Genomic DNA, 15,641 nt, shown 5'->3' on the forward strand with positions numbered 1-15,641 from the left:
AAGAGAGATTGTTAAGGGGGAAACATCGTGGGATTGACGAACAGGGCCGGGGCCGAAAAGCTACGGGTATCCGTGATGGAACAAAATATATCGGTGCGAGGCTCGGAATTGACTGCGGCAATCCTGGACCATTTTAACCGGGTCCATTCGATGGAACTCCAGACGGACGTAGAGATTGAACGGCAGATATTGGAAACGGAACAATTATCCCTAGATGACGATAAAAGTGGCCTGCATTTTCAAAAAGGGATGGTAACGTTTACTCCCTCTTCCGCTTCCAAGTGTGAGCGGGAACTGTATTTCCGGGCGGATCGAATCCCGAAGGAAGAGGGCGAAATGCTTCCCTATCAGCGGCGATGGGTACGCAACGGTTCCGCTGTCCATGCTGCCGTGCAACGGGATCTTTTATATGCGGAGAAATACTTGAAGGACCCCACCTTTTCTGTGGTAAGAACGAAAACGGGGCTTCCTGCATGGGAAAAAAATATTCGGCAAGTTCGGCCTCTTGAATATAACGGTATACCCTTCCAAATTTACGGCATGATGGACGGAGTGCTGCAATACCAGGACGGCGTAAAAATCGGCTTTGAATATAAAACGAAATCAACCACCTTAGGGGCCATCGGGAATTACAAAATGAAAGACGCCCAGGAAGACCATAAAACCCAATGTATTGCCTATTCGTTGTTGTTTGGCCTGCGGGAATTCTTGATCGTTTACGAATCGCTCGCGAAGGACAGTTGGACAAAAGGGGATGAGGCAAAAGCGGATATGCGGGCCTTTTACTTTGCCGTAACCGACGAAGACCGGAACCAACTGCTTCATAAATTTGCAACGGTGGCCCAAATGTACTATGCCGGAAAACTGCCGGCCAAAGCGATCGAAAAATGCATTTTCTGCCCTTATAAAATGAAGTGCAAGGAGATCGCCTAAATGCCTAAACGAACGAACTACCAAAGGGGCTATGAAATCGAACGAAAAATCATGCAGGAATTAACGGATCACGGATACCTTGCCATCCGATCGGCGGGAAGCCATTCAAAAATAGACGTGTTAGGTATTCAAGGAAACCGTGTTGTAGCGGTGCAATCCAAACGGACAAAAGCCTTTAAACCTTCGGCATACCGAAAAGAAATCGAGGAGATTCAGCAAGTGATCCGCGACTATGACCTGGGCGGTGTGATGGAGTTCGAGTTCTGGGTCTGGGTGGACCATAAGGGATTTACCAAGTGGAAGATTACCCGGTTCGAGATTCTACCCTTACCAAGTGATGAACGAACAGGACGAGATGGGGCGGCAGAAAAAGCTGCCCCAGATTTTTTCCGGAAATAAGATCTTCAGAGAAACGGTATTGAAAGAATGAGGGGGTGAACGCTTTGAAAGTGGCAGGTTTCAACGATCTAAACACAACCGACGCTAGGGGAAAAATCGCTTTTTCGGTGTTTTTCCAGGGCTGTAAAAGAGATTGCCCCGGCTGCCATAACCCCGAACTCCAAAACCCAAATGGCGGAAAAGAGATAACTCTGGACGAAATCGTGGCCCGGATTCGCTGGTTCAAAAGACATTACGAAGCGGTTGTCTTTGTTGGTGGCGAACCATTGGAACAGCCGGAAGCTCTGAGACAACTATTAATCGAAGTAAACAAGCTGGGCCTTGAAACATGGCTGTATACCGGATATGAAGCTCACGAGATACCCAGTGATATTACCCAACGATGCAGTGTCATAGTGGCGGGGGAGTATAGAGAAAACCTACGAACGGGCATCTTTCCTGCAAGCAGTAACCAAAAAATTATCGACAACCGGAGGGTAGCAGCAGCATGAGATTATCACTGACCTTTGACAAAAAATTCGATGCCCTTTATCAGAAATTCGCCAAAAATCCACGAGGGTTTGCACTGCTGTCTCTGGAAGGGATCAGCCCAGACAAAATTGATGTAGGCCAAATGTCTCATGATTACTTCACGAAGCGGCTGGCAGATACCAGCGTAGATCAAAACGCCAACGCCAACGAGGAGTTGAGTGCCAACAACTATCAGTCCGAAGTGGTGAAAGGGATTTTGAAGCTGGAAGGATATTACCTGCTGTGGCGTTATTCAGCCAAGCGTTTCGGGATACGCAAAGCAAATGAAATGATTTCTGCAATCTGGAAGGGGGACGTGTACTTTCATGATGCCAGCGGGCATGGAATTCAGATTCCCTATTGCTTCGCTTTTTCTACCCAAAACTTAATGTTGCAAGGGAGACCTTACGGACAACTCGGATCGGTGCCTCCAAAACGGGCCGATAGTTTTGTGGCTCAAGTAACGGAAACCGTCATGGATCTATCCCAGGAATTTGCCGGAGCGGTGGCCCCAGGGGATTTTATTGTAAACCTGTCTTGGTATTTACAACGGGAAGGAATAGACCCTCGTAAGCCCCACGATTGGGATTATATCGTGAACTTATGGCAGAAGTTTATTCACGTTTGTAATAACAAGTTTCGAACTTCCGGGCAAAGCCCTTTTACCAACATTTCGATTTTTGATCGGGCGAACCTAGAAAAGTTATTTACAGAATACCGTTACCCCGATGGTTCGGAAGTAAACGTGGAATATGTGATGGATGTTCAAAAGATCCTTGCCGAATTCTTTTCAAAAGGAGATCCGTCTACGGGCCTGCCATATCGCTTTCCGGTAATGACGGCAAATATGTCTGTGGATGAAAACAGACAGCCATTGGATACCGATTTTATGAAGTTTATCAGTCGAATAAATACAAACTTGGGCTGTTTCAACATTTACGCCAATGAAGGATCAAAGGTGGCTATGTGCTGCCGATATGTCAACGATGCGGATCGCATGCGAGAATACCGGGCAGACAGTTTTGGTAACGGTGGAATGAATATTGGATCGCATAGGGTTGTTACAATCAACTTTCCCCGGATTGCGTTACAGGCGAAAGACCGGAAAGATTTTTTCCGACTGTTAGAAAAACGACTAATGCTGACTCGCGATCTGCTGCTGGTTCACCGGGAAGAAATATTGCAACGACGGGTGAACCAAGGGTTTCTCAGATTTTTCAAACCCCTTGGCTGGTTCACACCGGATATGCTGTTTTCCACAATCGGCATCCATGGGCAGTACGAAATGTGCCACTTTTTAGGGATACCCTTGGAATCCCAGGAAGGGCAAGACTTTGTGGAAGAAGTGCTGATGAAGACGGAGGAATACGCCTTGGCATTCAGCCGGGAAACAGGCCATTCTTTCAATACCGAAGAAATACCAGCGGAATCCACTGCCGTCTCCCTAGCCCGAAAGGATCGGCTGACATTCGGGGAACAGCAGCAGCCCTTTGAACTTTACAGTAATCAATACATTCCCTTAATTGCTGAAATGGGGACGATGGATCGAATCCACCTGACCGGGCGTTTTATGAAACATGTTAGTGGTGGTGGGATTTTACACTTGAATGTTCAAGAACGGATTACTGATCCAGAGACCATGGAGCGGTTAATCCAAATTGCACTGACCGAAGGTGTGGAACATTTCGCAATCAATTATGGCTTTGGAATCTGTTCTGAAGGGCATACATCTATTGTCGGAACCGGGACAAGTTGCCCGATTTGCGGTGCCCCGATCCAAGATTATTTGACCCGGATTATCGGATACTTCACCAAAGTTTCGAGCTGGAATGCGACCCGCAAAAATTACGAATACCCGAAAAGAAAATTTAACTGATGTATCAACCTGGGGGGACGAAAGTTCCCCCGAAAGTTTTTTGCACGGAGCAGGGGGAGAAAACGGCATCGAAAGATTAAAGGGGGATGAAATATTGTGAACATGGTAGAGGTATTCATTCCAACGAAGCGATTGCATCCAACAGCAATGATTCCTCAACGGGCAACCTCCTTGGCAAGCGGATATGACCTGCGGGCCTTCGATGTGCTAAGGCCCGGTGAAGATCCCAACGAGCCGTTCAATGCATGGTTTTCCCGTTATACCTTACGACCCGGCGAACGGTGCATGGTTCGAACAGGAATCGCTATTCAGATGCCCATCGGACTGGAAGCCGAAATACGGCCCCGGAGTGGTTTAGCATGGAAGCATGGGATAACCGTATTGAACACACCGGGGACAATTGATGCGGATTATACGGGTGGGATCGGAGTGATCCTAATCAACCTTTCGGATCAATCCTTCGTGATTACCCAAGGGGAACGGGTGGCCCAAATGGTCTTCCCGCAAGCATTGCATAATGCAGAACTTATCGCGGTTTGCCATTTCGAGAAGACGGGACGGGCTGAGGGCGGCTTTGGGCATACCGGAAAAAGATAATAGAGGCGGGGTGGAATCTTATATGAAGAATAACCTTCGAAAAGCCATTCTCCCGGACGACATTTTTTCTATCAACTTGAATGAAATTACCGGCAATGATTATGTGTTTCTGAATCAGGATCGGCAGATGGACATTGCTCGAATTGAATATTTCATTAACCGGGTTTATAGAATGCAGGGATTTCAGCCTGTTCAAAAGGGCCGGGTGATTGCATTACGGTATACCGACCGGGAACGCCTGTCCTCTGCCTTCGCCGCAGCCCTGTATTTGGGCAAATATGACGACATGGATAATACCGAGAGGTTTCTAAAAGGTATGGTAAGGGCCGGGCATTCCTATGAACCGATTCGCGGCGAAACGATTTCTTTCCTTTATATAGGGGTAAGTAAGCCTGCTTATGACCATCTCATCACCTATACATTACGGAATCGCCGGATTGCTGGCGGTCTGCGAGCGAATAAACCCTGGGGATATGTCATTCCCAAAGAAGCTAAGAACCGAAAGGTCTATAAAGCTATGATGGAGTCCCAATTGGCCCAATGTGAGGAACTGACCCGGCAGGCCGACACGAAGGAACAATTGCAAGCGGTACGATCGCTATATCCAACCGGTGTGATTCTTCCCCCATTCATGTTTGACTTTTCCGAAGAAGCCTTGGCAAAGAATATTTTTCAGCAGCGTTTATGGGAACCCGGTGCCCAAGGTGAAACGAAAGAGATTGTGCAAAACATGTTCGAAGCGGTACGGGAACTGGACCTGGAAAAGTGGGATTTCCTTCAGGAGTATCATGGGGAACACATGTCAACCCAGAAACGGGCGATGCGAAAGCTACGGGAGCAACGTCCCACCCTGGGTGATCTGTTAGACAAAGAAAAAGCCCAGGGAAATGACGTTTTCACCCTGGATGTTTACAAACTGATCATGGAGAAACTGGGGAAGGTCCCGAAATCGATGTGGGACTAACGGATTTATTTTTTCAATGACTGTTTATCTTGTCACAATCCCTATCTGTTTGTCGGTATCTAAGAGACATAGGAGGGATTACATGATGCAACAATCGAAGAACCAACTACTACAAGGGGATAGCCAAGAGCTTCTAAAAACGCTCCCAGATAACAGTGTCGATTCCTGCGTGACCGACCCGCCATACGGGCTTTCAAAGGAACCCAATATTACCGAGGTACTGACGAACTGGTTGGCGGGCGAAGATTACAATCATTGGTCTGGTGGTTTCATGGGTGAAACATGGGATTCTTTTGTTCCTAGCCCGGAGTTGTGGAGAGAAGTGTACCGGGTCATGAAGCCAGGCAGCCATCTTTTATGTTTTGCCGGGACGCGGACACAGGACTTAATGACGATGGCTCTCCGGCTGGCGGGGTTTGAAATCCGAGACGTAATCGAATGGCTATATACCAGTGGATTTCCCAAGAATTTAGACGTAGGAAAACAGTTTGACAAACGGGCAGGGGCCGAACGGGAGAAAGTGAAAGTCCCCTATAATCCCGTCTTGCGATTCGGAGGTCAGAACTCCCGGCCATGGATGGACAAGGCAGTACAACAGGGATTTCACGAAACAGACAGCAAGATGCCGGTGACCGAACAGGCGAAAAAGTGGGACGGCTGGGGAACGGCGTTAAAGCCTTCCCATGAACCGATCATCATGGCCCGGAAGCCTTTAGTGGGAACGGTTTGTGATACCGTTGAACAGTACGGAGCCGGGGTTATTAATGTAAATGGGTGTAGAATCAAAGATAAATCGGGAACATGTTCGGTATCCAGTCAAGAAGGTAGATGGCCCGCAAACTGCGTAACCGAAGAATCTGATGAATGGTTCAGTAGGTTTTTCAATATATCTCCGCAAGAACTTTCTAAAAAGCCCACAAAGAAAGAAAAGAACAGTGATTGGAAAGGGAATCTCATTCATATAGAGGAACGTCGAGTGTATCCCGGTAGCGGTAGAGGAGTGTTAAACAGCACCCATACCCTCGATGGTCGGGAAAGAAAACCCGTTATGAATCGAAACTTTCATCCAACGGTGAAACCTGTTGGGCTGATGCAATGGCTAATTCGGCTCGTGACGGCTCCCGGTGGAATCGTGCTAGATCCCTTCGGTGGAAGTGGGACCACAGGGGTAGCGGCTCTGAAAGAAGATCGGGCGTTTATCTTGATTGAACAAAATCCGGAATATGTAGAAATTGCGAGGGCGAGGGTGGGATAACCCTCCCTCTTTTTTTGTCACAAGTTCTCCTTTCCATCGGCATCTAAGGATATAGGGACAAAGAGGGGGAGGAAGATGAAATGGCCCAAGCAGCCCTGTACGATTTTTATCGAATGGAAGGGAGGACGATTAAGGAGTTTGCCCGTGACATTGCACAGGGAACCAAAACGGAAGCGGAAATCATCGCTCTCTATGTGGATTACTGGCGGCAAAAGACCGGGGAAGTCCTGACTGTCAAAAATAACGGCTGCGATAACTCCGGGCGACTGCTGATGAATGCTAGAGTAAACCTAAATGCGGATTACCTATTGAACGGAAAACCCGTGGAAGTAAAGTTTAACAATTCAGTGCTTAATGCATTCCGCTTCAAGGCTGATCAGTTAGAAAGCTATTTGAAACAAGGTGCCTCGGTGATCTGGGTAAACGGATGGCAAACTCCGTCTCCAGTCTTTACAGTGCTCAAAACAAGACAACTCGAAGCCATTAAACAAAGTGGAGAACCGTTACCCTTTACCCATTGGGGTGGAAAACTGTGCTACGAACTATCTGCTGCGGATTATATATGGACGGCGTTAAAGGGGAAAGAACGTTATGGGAAATGTGGGTGACTATGTACGGCGTAAAAATTGCATTAACCGGAAGGATGCGAAGCGGTAAAGACCTGATTGCAGACTATCTCATAGAAAAGCATGGATTTAAGCGTTTTGCCTTTGGAGATGGGGTAAGAATGGTGTCCCGGATACTGTACCCCCAGATTGAGATAGAGGGAGGGAAACACCGTTCTCTTTATCAGGATGTGGGGCAGTCATTACGGAGAAATGACCCGGACGTGTGGGTGCGTTACTTACTGCGACAGATGGTGAGTGAAACCAACCCTACGGATTCGATTGTGATTTCCGACCTACGGCAACCGAATGAATACGCAGCCTTAGTGACCGAGGGGTTTACAATTGTTCGAGTAAATTCTACGGAAGATAATCGGACGGCCCGAATGAAAGCTCTGGGGGATGTGTTTACGGCTGAAGATGTGAACCATGAAACAGAATCCCATATTGAACGATACGTGGTAGATTTCGAGATCACAAACAACAGCAACCGTAGGCGACTATTTGAACAGGTAGAAACGGTGCTATCGAACATCTGAACGGAGGGGGGAATCGGGGGGATGGGAACCTGCAAAGTTGATTTTTCCGGTAAACAAAAGAGAATGGATGAAGCCTATCCAATGGACAGAGAACGGGGTATTTATGCTCTGCTTGCCAATGTTCACAAACTGCGGGAAATGAGGTTTAGCCGGGCAGATTATGCGGCGAGTGATTTGCTAATCGATTTTACGAATTCTGTGGTGGAAGCCTCTCTGACATCTCGGCAGCGGCTTGTAATATACTTGGTCTATTTCCGAGGATACACCCAACAAGAAGTGGCCCGAAGGCTTTCCATTACCCAACAAGGTGTTAGTGACCATATTAACGCGGCGGTATCCCGGATTGCTGTGGTAAATCGGAACAAGGAGCAGGGGGTAAATGTGGCATGAAAGAGAAAAGAAAAAACCCTTACGCTGGTCGGTTTCTTCCCGGTACAGATTACGAGAGGGCGTTCAAAGAAGAAGTAACCCAGCTTGTGAAGAGGGACATGCCTCTCCGATGGCGGAATCAAGAGGTGGAAGACTTGACGGAGGCTTATTTCGAACAGTCACGAAAAGTACCGGATAGCTTACAGCTTTTTTGGCTGGCGAATTACATTCTCCGGGACGACCTGAAGGACCGTTGCCCCGATAAGCTGACCCGTACGGATTTTCCCTTTTTGAGTAAGGGGCAGACGAAGCTACGGATGAATAGGGAAAGGCCGACTGGTGATATGGGGTACGTCCCCTCTACCGGTAGAAAGCCGAGGATTAAGCCGAAAAAATACCGTCATATGCAACGAGAGGGGGCGTAACAGCCTTTCGATTTTTTTCGCTTAATGACGCACTGGCGTCCTCTCACTAATACTAAAATTCAAACAGGAAGAATGAGGATCGCAATAAGGGGTATAGCTAGATACGATTATTTTCCTAAAAGTAAGTAAGGTGAAGATATTATGATTATGGAAGAAAACGAGAAAAGACTCACAAATCTAATCTACTCCGGTGTGGCCGCTATAAGAATTTGCGAGTATTACGAAAAGACGATGATTGATTTAATCAATAATATATCATCGGAATATCACCTTAATGACGATCGAAAAGACGAACTAGAGAATGATATAAGAAATCTTTGTGACCAAACCATAAATAGATATATTGCGTTAACCAACGATAAATAAACCTAACGCCAAGACAGTCCCCCGCAACGGGGGCTGTTTCGCTCTTTGATAACTAAAAAAGCCCACGCCAAATAAGCGACGGTCGTGAGATTAAAAGAACCCTCGCTTGATTAATGGTCGGACGTTGACTCTGGTATTGCTGGGAGGACTTCGCTGTTGGTCGTGAGGACAAACTGCCCCTCAGATTATCGGCTGAAGTCACCTATCGGCTGTTTGGCAGACTGGCCTCTCGACGGTATGGGCGAAGTTCACTGCTGACTTATCGGCAAAACTGCCCTGACCGTGGGTTTCGGTAACGTGGCCGGACTTCGCTAGGTGGCGTCTGCGTAGTGGCCCATCGGCTTACCGGTCGCTTTCCGCAAACCTGCAATTAGTTCTAAGAGGTATATACTACTTAGAGAATTTTGCAGGTTACGCTGCCATCGTGTTCCACCGGGGATTCCGCACCTATGATCGCTAAGGCGACCCCAGCCAAAACCCATAGCTCAACCGTGAAGCTACGCTTCCCATATTTGATTTTCGAGAACAGGTGATTCAGCTTTTGGCCCTTATCGACCTCCCTCTGGTTGAGAATTCGGGCAAGACCGTTATTCCAGAAGGGCAGACCTCCTCTGCGGAATGAACTTGATTCGTCGCTGTCTTTAATTGAGAGAACCGGTCATCACTCGATAAAACCACTCCTAATATATCCGGCCCATCATGCACTGAACCGAGATGTAAAATATCTGAAGCAAATGCTTGTACGTTGTGGAATTAAATTTTTAATTTTAGCTGGGACCGGCTATTCCTCGATATCGATTCCTCCTTGCTGCAGGCCCATCATGCAATGGGCCATTAATGAGGTATATGAATCAAATGCGTGTCGTGTTGATTCGACGGTAGAATCATTGCGGAATTAAATTTTTAATTTTTTTCGGGGCCGGTTATTTCTCGATATTCATTCCTCCTCGGTGGGCGGTTGCCGCAGTGACATCATCGCTCTAAAGGGGGAGGAAGTCAACGGAAAAACGTGAGTCCTCAACTCAATGTTCATTCTGTGAAATGATGAACATAAAAAACCATATCAGGCCTTTGCTTATTGGCACACGCGTTGGGTAGCAAAATGAAATCCATCATGTTACAATTATGTAAATTAAATTATCTGGAAATTGGTTAATTAGTGTTGACGCTAGGAGGGTTGTAATGTCTGAGTTAGCATTAGCCTTGGTGGTAATAATTTACCCATTATTCTTTACCTTTCTCCTGGTAACCCATATCTCAGTTTGCAGTATCGTTTATAAAGACGCAAAAAGGCTTAGGTATTCTGCATTAAATATTTCGCCATTTTTATGGGTTAGTATATCATTCTTACTTCCGATTCTCGGGATGGTCATTTACTGGCTCATGAATCACTCCGCTCTCTCCAGACCGGGGGATTAGATAAAGCTAAATGAGGAATGACTTACATCTCTTTTTACATTATTGAGAATGTCACAACTTGCGTTTAATTAAACAAATGGGTGTTGATAACCTATGTATAAAGATACATGGATACATTTAATTAACGTCGCCGATGTGTACAAAGCTGAAATTGTGGAATCAATACTCCGAGAAGCGAACATTCCATTTCAGCGTAAATATGCTGGAACAGATGGATATCTAAAGCTAGTAACAGGTGGCACTCTTAATAATATTGAATTGTACGTTCCAGACATTTTTTACGACGATGCGATCAATTTAGTATCTGTATCGTATGAAGAAGATAATTCCGGTGACGAAACATATCAACAAGATAAGTCATATTTGTCTGGAATTATTCTAATTGCGATTGCTTTCTCTATACTGTATGGATTATTTATGGTTATTGCTGATCAATAAATATGAGTGAGATTTCCGTAGTGACAACAAAGTGATGGAAAAAGTACGCATAAGGTTGGCTTAACAAAACCAAGAAAAAAGAACCCTCAAGCCAACCGGGGAGTGGACGAGAGTCTAAAAGCTAGACCTTTTTGTTAAAAACTGTCCACAGTTCCAGAAGGGGGAACCTTATTGAAGCCTGGTATTCTAATCTGGAATAAGTTAAAAGCATTAACTATCTTGGAAAAAGTATTGCTATTAATTACTTTAATGTTTTTCACATGGCAATTATATTTTAATATTTACAAGTTAACGATATATTTCGAATATAAAAAGCATTTGGAAGTTGAATATCCCGATAAAACATTTCGGATAAACTGGGTAACCTATGATCCTATTAAAGGAGATTACTCCTCAAAAGCTTACTGTAACGAGGATGGAACTGAATTTCGTGTTGGCGGAAATTACGATAGTTATTTGCAAAACAAAGATGCTAAAGAAATGAGAGATTTAATCGACTCCTGCTTTATTGACAAAGAAATTCTACAGTATATTGCAGGTGTTATAGGAAACAAAGAACTTCAGGAGGATGATCATCCGCCAAAATACAACTTCAATGTATATTTTCACTATAACGTGATAAAAGACGATGAAACATTAGCTAACAAATCAATAGAAATAATAAATATACTTAAAAGAAACAACCTCGAAATCAACAGTATAAGCTTTTCATCTGAGAGAGAAGAAAAGCTCATTGAATTACTAATGGAACATGGCGACATAAATAAAAATGCAAACGAAATACAACAGCTAATTCGAGTGAAGAAAGCAGACATATAAGCTACCTTTTATCATTGGAGGGGGGCTCATAACGTCAAAACCGTGAATTAGCGAAAAAAGTGTCCCAGGCCAGATATCCCAGGAGGATGGTTTTTGTAGGTTCACCCTAGACTAACATGTTAAAATCTAGCATATTACTGGAATGTGAAAAAAAGGTGATTATTGTGAAAAAATTAGGAACTATTACAATTATATGTTTAACCATAGTTTTTTCATTTTACACTTATGCATTTGGATACGATACCGTCATTTACGAAACGGAAAGTGGTTCTTATCGTTGTGTTGTAAAGAAAGAAAATAGCACTTATACCTGGGATTTATGGAACAAGAACATGACTTTAGAAATTGTAGAAACACCCCAAAACAAAAGTGCATTGGAAAGTTTTATGGAATCAATTAGTCAATTAAAAAGGCAAACCGTTAAAATGTACCTAGCAATAGGCTATTTACTGATATGCTTAGGCTCGATAGTTTACTTAGCCGTTAAGAAGAAGAACGAGTACCCTAAAAAAGAAGCTATTGGTTTTATTACTCCAATTACATTAATCACACTATTCGTAATTTTCGATACTGCATTTGAAATTCAAACGTTAGTAACAGACGCAAATTACTATTTTCAGATATTATCTAATTAAGGTTACTACGGGAACTAAACTACGATTGCAACAAAAAAGCCAAGGACAATCGTCCCTGGCTTTACGTTATCTCGATATTTCACCGCTTCAAATCCCGGTAGGCGTCACGTTAGGCATCAAATCCTAACCGTAAGAACCGCCTACCATTATAAAATCCGAGCTAACTCATGGTCGGGGGGACAGGATTCGAACCTGCGGCCTCTATACAGTTGTTTCATTACTGGTTTATAACAGGGCAGGGAATAGGCCTATTCGCTGGCCACACCGCCCCAACGTTCCCTCTAATGGAAATATCGGCTATAACTATCTCAACCATATCCCACAACATTATAGCCCGAACGGTGACATCACAACGCCATAACCGTGTAATGTTAGAAAAACCGTCTCATGCCGAATACCGATGGTAGACGGTTTTGTTACCCCACTTAACCCAATATGTTACAATTAAGTGAAACAATAGAAGCACATAAAGGTGATATTACTTTTTGGAGGGACATATGAGATTTATTAGGACATTATTTTTAGGATCGTTCTTCATGCTATTTTTATATCTTTGTTTTGCGATGAATGCAGCAGAATATGCCTTTTCAGAAGAGTCGTCGTTACGCAAATCGTTTCCTTATCAAGATGGAATTGTTGTTTATGAAAAGCAATTTGGAAATAAAAACTTAGTTATATGGGACACAGGCTCTGAACGATATGTAAAACTTGTTAACCAAAATTTAGGTATTCTCTATCGGGTTCAAGGTGTAGCGTTAATCGAATCGAAAGAGGTTCAGAAAAAAATAAAAACAGCCTGGGCATCTCACCGAGCGGATGATGATCGTTATGATACTCTTTTAGCCGTAGAGATTATAGACCCAAATATAAACAAAGTCATAGTAACCAACGAAGGCTACACTAAAAATCTATCAACGCTGGAAGAGGTAAAAGAACAATCTAAAGTTTATGTAGAACTAGACGTAATAAACGGGTACGCAGCACACTATTTCCAGACATCAAACACGGAGAGTATGGGATTTGTATTCCGTGGACTTAACCAACTAGGAGAAATCGTAACGGTAAGTTGGTAATGTAATGAAAAAGGCCAAGACTTCTCATCTTCGACCTCATTTTCTTTCATCTTCTAAGTTCGGTAGGCGTCAAATCCACAATGGTAAAGACCACACTGCACTAAACCCCAACTAAACCATGGTTGTGGCGAAGGGATTCGAACGTGCGGCCTCATTACGGTTGTTTCATTATCGGTAGTCAGTTGAATCGGAAGACGTTAACCCCAGTCTATTCCCAAATCCAACCTACCTCTTTGATTAGACTCCTAAAATAATCGATGATGTAGCCTAAACTTAACCACGATAAATAATGAATTACATAGACAAGATATTTAATTTCATCTGTTGTAAATATTTGTCTTGGCAGAGTTGATTGTTCTTCCATTAGCCATACGACAATGCCTCCACTAATATAAAGGATTAGACTTTTGTCATCGTAACCCCAAAAATTATTGAAACAGATACATATGGATATAGTGGCAAGCAGTATCGTAAACCACAGATATTTAACTGGCTTTTGTCGGCTGGTTTCAAAGAAATCATCTCTCAATCTGGAGTTAGTCATTATACTCCACTTGCCGCTAGGGAAGTCCAAAGCAAAAAAACACTAAGAACTAAGCCATTAAGCCATGCCATAAATTTAGAAAAACCATTAGGATTATCCCTGTAAGCTAAGAACACTCCACCTACCAAGCACATTATTGAGAAAATATTTATCCAATGAGAAAGAATTCCCCCTGTTAAATTTACTATAGCCAATAACCAGGCGGCCGTTATAGCACAGATAAATCTAGAGCTTTGGGCCATCTGACATCACTCCCTAGCTAACTATTTATTTGGTATGACGGGCTAATGATTAGTGTAAAATTACACCTCATGGTGAAAAAATACACCGGAATTAAGGTGTTGTCAATACTTTAATCCGTATCCATTTTCCGGCATCTCCGTATATGTTAGGTTATACTTCACCAGACAAAACAATAAGGCCCAGGACTTCTCATACTGAGCCTTAAATTTATTCTCTTCAAACCACCGTAGGCGTCATGTTAGGCGTTAAATCCTAACTGTAGCAACATATAACATTACGAAACCCCAGCTAACTCATGGTAGGGGCGACAGGATTCGAACCTGCGGCCTCTTGGTCCCGAACCATTAGATTTAACTTCCCTTCATGCCCCACTAGAGATAACCTACACCTGCCTCCCTTGAAATCAGTCGATCTTGAACATCGAAAGGAGCAGGTGTTTTTTCATGACCTCCCAACGCAACAAGCCCGGCCAGGGCTCGGTGTACCAACGCAAAGACGGCTACTTTGTAGCCCAGGTCCACATCGGCCAAGATGATAACGGCAAACCAAAGTATGCTCGAAGAACTTTCAAAACAGAGGGCGAAGCCCTACAATGGCGTGACCAAGCTTTAGTCGAGTATCGTCAAGGAATCTTTGTGATTCCCTCAACTGTAACCTTCGGCGACTGGCTCGACATCTGGCTTGACCAATATGTAAAGCCCAACGTGCGGCCTAAAACTTGGGAGTCCTATGAATATATTACCCGGCTTCATTTGAAGCCGAAGCTAGGCAACGTGAAGGTCCAGGCACTGCAGACCACCCAGCTACAGAAGCTGATTAACGAAAAACGGCAATCGGGCCTAGCGACGAGAACAGTCGAACTGATTCTCACTACCGCAAGAACAGCCCTCAAACAAGCCATCCATGATGAACTGATCAACAAGAACATAGCTGACCATGTCCGCAAGCCCAAACCGTCCCAAAAACAAATCAGCGTATTTACCGTAGATCAAATGAAGGAATTTATGTTCGTGGCAGAGGAGGACAGACTCTGGATTGCTTTCAAACTGCTGCTCGGAACGGGAATGAGAGTGGGGGAGCTGCTGGCTTTGAAGTGGGGCGATATCAATCTCGAACGTGGTCACATAGACGTTACCAAGGGGACCGTACTGGTCAAGAACGAATACGGCCCTAACAGAACCCACCAGATAATCCAAGAGCCTAAAACGAAAAACGGCTACCGGAGGATTCCGATAACCGAAGATCTGGTTAGGCAGTTGAAGAGGTGGCAAGTCCTCCAGTATATAGAACGGATGGGCGAGGGCGAAGAGTATGAGGATGATGGGCTGGTCGTAACGACCAAAAAGGGTCGGATGGTTAGCCAACGGAACCTCGCCACGAAGTTTCACCGACTGCTGGCTAAAGCTGAAATACCGAAAACCAATCTCCACTCGTTAAGGCACACGTACGCCACCCGGTTACTTGAGGCCGGGGTTCATCCGAAGGTGGTGCAGGAATTACTGGGTCATGGCAGCATCAGAATTACGTTGGATACCTATAGTCACGTATTGCCCGACGTTAAGAAACAAGCGATTGATAAGATTGAAGGAATGTTAAGTCCGAGGAAGATGGGGTAGGCCCACTTGGTTTTGA

17 protein-coding genes are annotated in these 15,641 nt (G+C 44.5%); 16 read left to right on the forward strand and 1 reads right to left on the reverse strand.

What is annotated here, in order from left to right; translation table 11 throughout:
- The first annotated feature begins 27 nt into the window (after nt 1-27).
- The 15 genes from H1S01_RS15635 (at nt 28) to H1S01_RS15705 (ending at nt 13,222) form a co-directional block, all read left to right on the forward strand.
- Nucleotides 28-933, forward strand: coding sequence for a PD-(D/E)XK nuclease family protein (locus H1S01_RS15635; RefSeq protein WP_188041352.1), 906 nt, complete (start codon nt 28-30; stop codon nt 931-933).
- Nucleotides 934-1,332, forward strand: coding sequence for a PDDEXK family nuclease (locus tag H1S01_RS15640; protein WP_188041353.1), 399 nt, complete (start codon nt 934-936; stop codon nt 1,330-1,332).
- 50 nt (nt 1,333-1,382) lie between these two features.
- Nucleotides 1,383-1,823 (forward strand): 4Fe-4S single cluster domain-containing protein, encoded by a 441-nt coding sequence (locus H1S01_RS15645; RefSeq protein ID WP_341479116.1) that lies wholly within the window; start codon nt 1,383-1,385, stop codon nt 1,821-1,823.
- Complete coding sequence (locus tag H1S01_RS15650; RefSeq protein WP_188041355.1) at nt 1,820-3,718, forward strand: anaerobic ribonucleoside-triphosphate reductase; 1,899 nt, start codon at nt 1,820-1,822, stop codon at nt 3,716-3,718. The genes H1S01_RS15645 and H1S01_RS15650 overlap by 4 nt, the downstream gene beginning before the upstream one ends.
- Nucleotides 3,719-3,820: 102 nt before the next feature.
- Nucleotides 3,821-4,315, forward strand: coding sequence for a dUTP diphosphatase (gene dut, locus H1S01_RS15655; RefSeq protein ID WP_188041385.1), 495 nt, complete (start codon nt 3,821-3,823; stop codon nt 4,313-4,315).
- Nucleotides 4,316-4,337: 22 nt separating this feature from the next.
- Nucleotides 4,338-5,279, forward strand: coding sequence for an FAD-dependent thymidylate synthase (locus tag H1S01_RS15660; protein ID WP_188041356.1), 942 nt, complete (start codon nt 4,338-4,340; stop codon nt 5,277-5,279).
- Between the two features lie 82 nt (nt 5,280-5,361).
- Nucleotides 5,362-6,534, forward strand: coding sequence for a DNA-methyltransferase (locus H1S01_RS15665; protein WP_188041357.1), 1,173 nt, complete (start codon nt 5,362-5,364; stop codon nt 6,532-6,534).
- 80 nt (nt 6,535-6,614) lie between these two features.
- A complete protein-coding gene (locus H1S01_RS15670; protein ID WP_188041358.1) occupies nt 6,615-7,142 on the forward strand; it encodes a hypothetical protein in 528 nt (175 codons plus the stop codon).
- Nucleotides 7,143-7,144: 2 nt separating this feature from the next.
- On the forward strand, nt 7,145-7,678 hold the full coding sequence (locus H1S01_RS15675; protein ID WP_188041359.1) for a nucleoside/nucleotide kinase family protein: 534 nt from the start codon (nt 7,145-7,147) through the stop codon (nt 7,676-7,678).
- Between the two features lie 21 nt (nt 7,679-7,699).
- Nucleotides 7,700-8,068 (forward strand): sigma factor-like helix-turn-helix DNA-binding protein, encoded by a 369-nt coding sequence (locus tag H1S01_RS15680; RefSeq protein WP_188041360.1) that lies wholly within the window; start codon nt 7,700-7,702, stop codon nt 8,066-8,068.
- Nucleotides 8,065-8,472, forward strand: coding sequence for a hypothetical protein (locus tag H1S01_RS15685; protein WP_188041361.1), 408 nt, complete (start codon nt 8,065-8,067; stop codon nt 8,470-8,472). Before H1S01_RS15680 ends, H1S01_RS15685 begins: the two co-directional genes overlap by 4 nt.
- Before the next feature lie 1,878 nt (nt 8,473-10,350).
- Entirely contained in the window at nt 10,351-10,695 is a 345-nt protein-coding gene (locus H1S01_RS15690; protein ID WP_188041362.1) for a DUF2007 domain-containing protein, read from the forward strand.
- 171 nt (nt 10,696-10,866) lie between these two features.
- On the forward strand, nt 10,867-11,514 hold the full coding sequence (locus H1S01_RS15695; protein ID WP_188041363.1) for a hypothetical protein: 648 nt from the start codon (nt 10,867-10,869) through the stop codon (nt 11,512-11,514).
- A gap of 164 nt (nt 11,515-11,678) precedes the next feature.
- Nucleotides 11,679-12,149 carry a hypothetical protein gene (locus H1S01_RS15700; RefSeq protein ID WP_188041364.1) on the forward strand — a complete coding sequence of 157 codons (471 nt, stop codon included), beginning with the start codon at nt 11,679-11,681 and terminating at the stop codon, nt 12,147-12,149.
- Between the two features lie 497 nt (nt 12,150-12,646).
- On the forward strand, nt 12,647-13,222 hold the full coding sequence (locus tag H1S01_RS15705; protein ID WP_188041365.1) for a hypothetical protein: 576 nt from the start codon (nt 12,647-12,649) through the stop codon (nt 13,220-13,222).
- 543 nt (nt 13,223-13,765) lie between these two features.
- Here the strand turns inward: H1S01_RS15705 and H1S01_RS15710 are convergent.
- Nucleotides 13,766-14,008: a hypothetical protein gene (locus H1S01_RS15710; protein ID WP_188041366.1), complete on the reverse strand. Its 243-nt coding sequence runs from the start codon at nt 14,006-14,008 to the stop codon at nt 13,766-13,768.
- Nucleotides 14,009-14,452: 444 nt separating this feature from the next.
- Between H1S01_RS15710 and H1S01_RS15715 the strand changes: the two genes are divergently transcribed.
- Nucleotides 14,453-15,625 carry a tyrosine-type recombinase/integrase gene (locus tag H1S01_RS15715; protein ID WP_188041367.1) on the forward strand — a complete coding sequence of 391 codons (1,173 nt, stop codon included), beginning with the start codon at nt 14,453-14,455 and terminating at the stop codon, nt 15,623-15,625.
- Nucleotides 15,626-15,641: the final 16 nt, after the last annotated feature.

This window comes from Heliobacterium chlorum, from assembly GCF_014502795.1.
Lineage (GTDB): Bacteria > Bacillota > Desulfitobacteriia > Heliobacteriales > Heliobacteriaceae > Heliobacterium > Heliobacterium chlorum.

Coding starts and splice junctions, on each gene's coding strand:
- H1S01_RS15690 (WP_188041362.1), top strand. CDS start 10,351: ATGTATAAAGATACATGGATACATTTAATTAACGTCGCCGATGTGTAC.
- H1S01_RS15710 (WP_188041366.1), bottom strand. CDS start 14,008: ATGGCCCAAAGCTCTAGATTTATCTGTGCTATAACGGCCGCCTGGTTA.
- dut (WP_188041385.1), top strand. CDS start 3,821: ATGGTAGAGGTATTCATTCCAACGAAGCGATTGCATCCAACAGCAATG.
- H1S01_RS15640 (WP_188041353.1), top strand. CDS start 934: ATGCCTAAACGAACGAACTACCAAAGGGGCTATGAAATCGAACGAAAA.
- H1S01_RS15665 (WP_188041357.1), top strand. CDS start 5,362: ATGATGCAACAATCGAAGAACCAACTACTACAAGGGGATAGCCAAGAG.
- H1S01_RS15650 (WP_188041355.1), top strand. CDS start 1,820: ATGAGATTATCACTGACCTTTGACAAAAAATTCGATGCCCTTTATCAG.
- H1S01_RS15675 (WP_188041359.1), top strand. CDS start 7,145: ATGTACGGCGTAAAAATTGCATTAACCGGAAGGATGCGAAGCGGTAAA.
- H1S01_RS15670 (WP_188041358.1), top strand. CDS start 6,615: ATGGCCCAAGCAGCCCTGTACGATTTTTATCGAATGGAAGGGAGGACG.
- H1S01_RS15680 (WP_188041360.1), top strand. CDS start 7,700: ATGGGAACCTGCAAAGTTGATTTTTCCGGTAAACAAAAGAGAATGGAT.
- H1S01_RS15705 (WP_188041365.1), top strand. CDS start 12,647: ATGAGATTTATTAGGACATTATTTTTAGGATCGTTCTTCATGCTATTT.
- H1S01_RS15660 (WP_188041356.1), top strand. CDS start 4,338: ATGAAGAATAACCTTCGAAAAGCCATTCTCCCGGACGACATTTTTTCT.
- H1S01_RS15715 (WP_188041367.1), top strand. CDS start 14,453: ATGACCTCCCAACGCAACAAGCCCGGCCAGGGCTCGGTGTACCAACGC.
- H1S01_RS15685 (WP_188041361.1), top strand. CDS start 8,065: ATGAAAGAGAAAAGAAAAAACCCTTACGCTGGTCGGTTTCTTCCCGGT.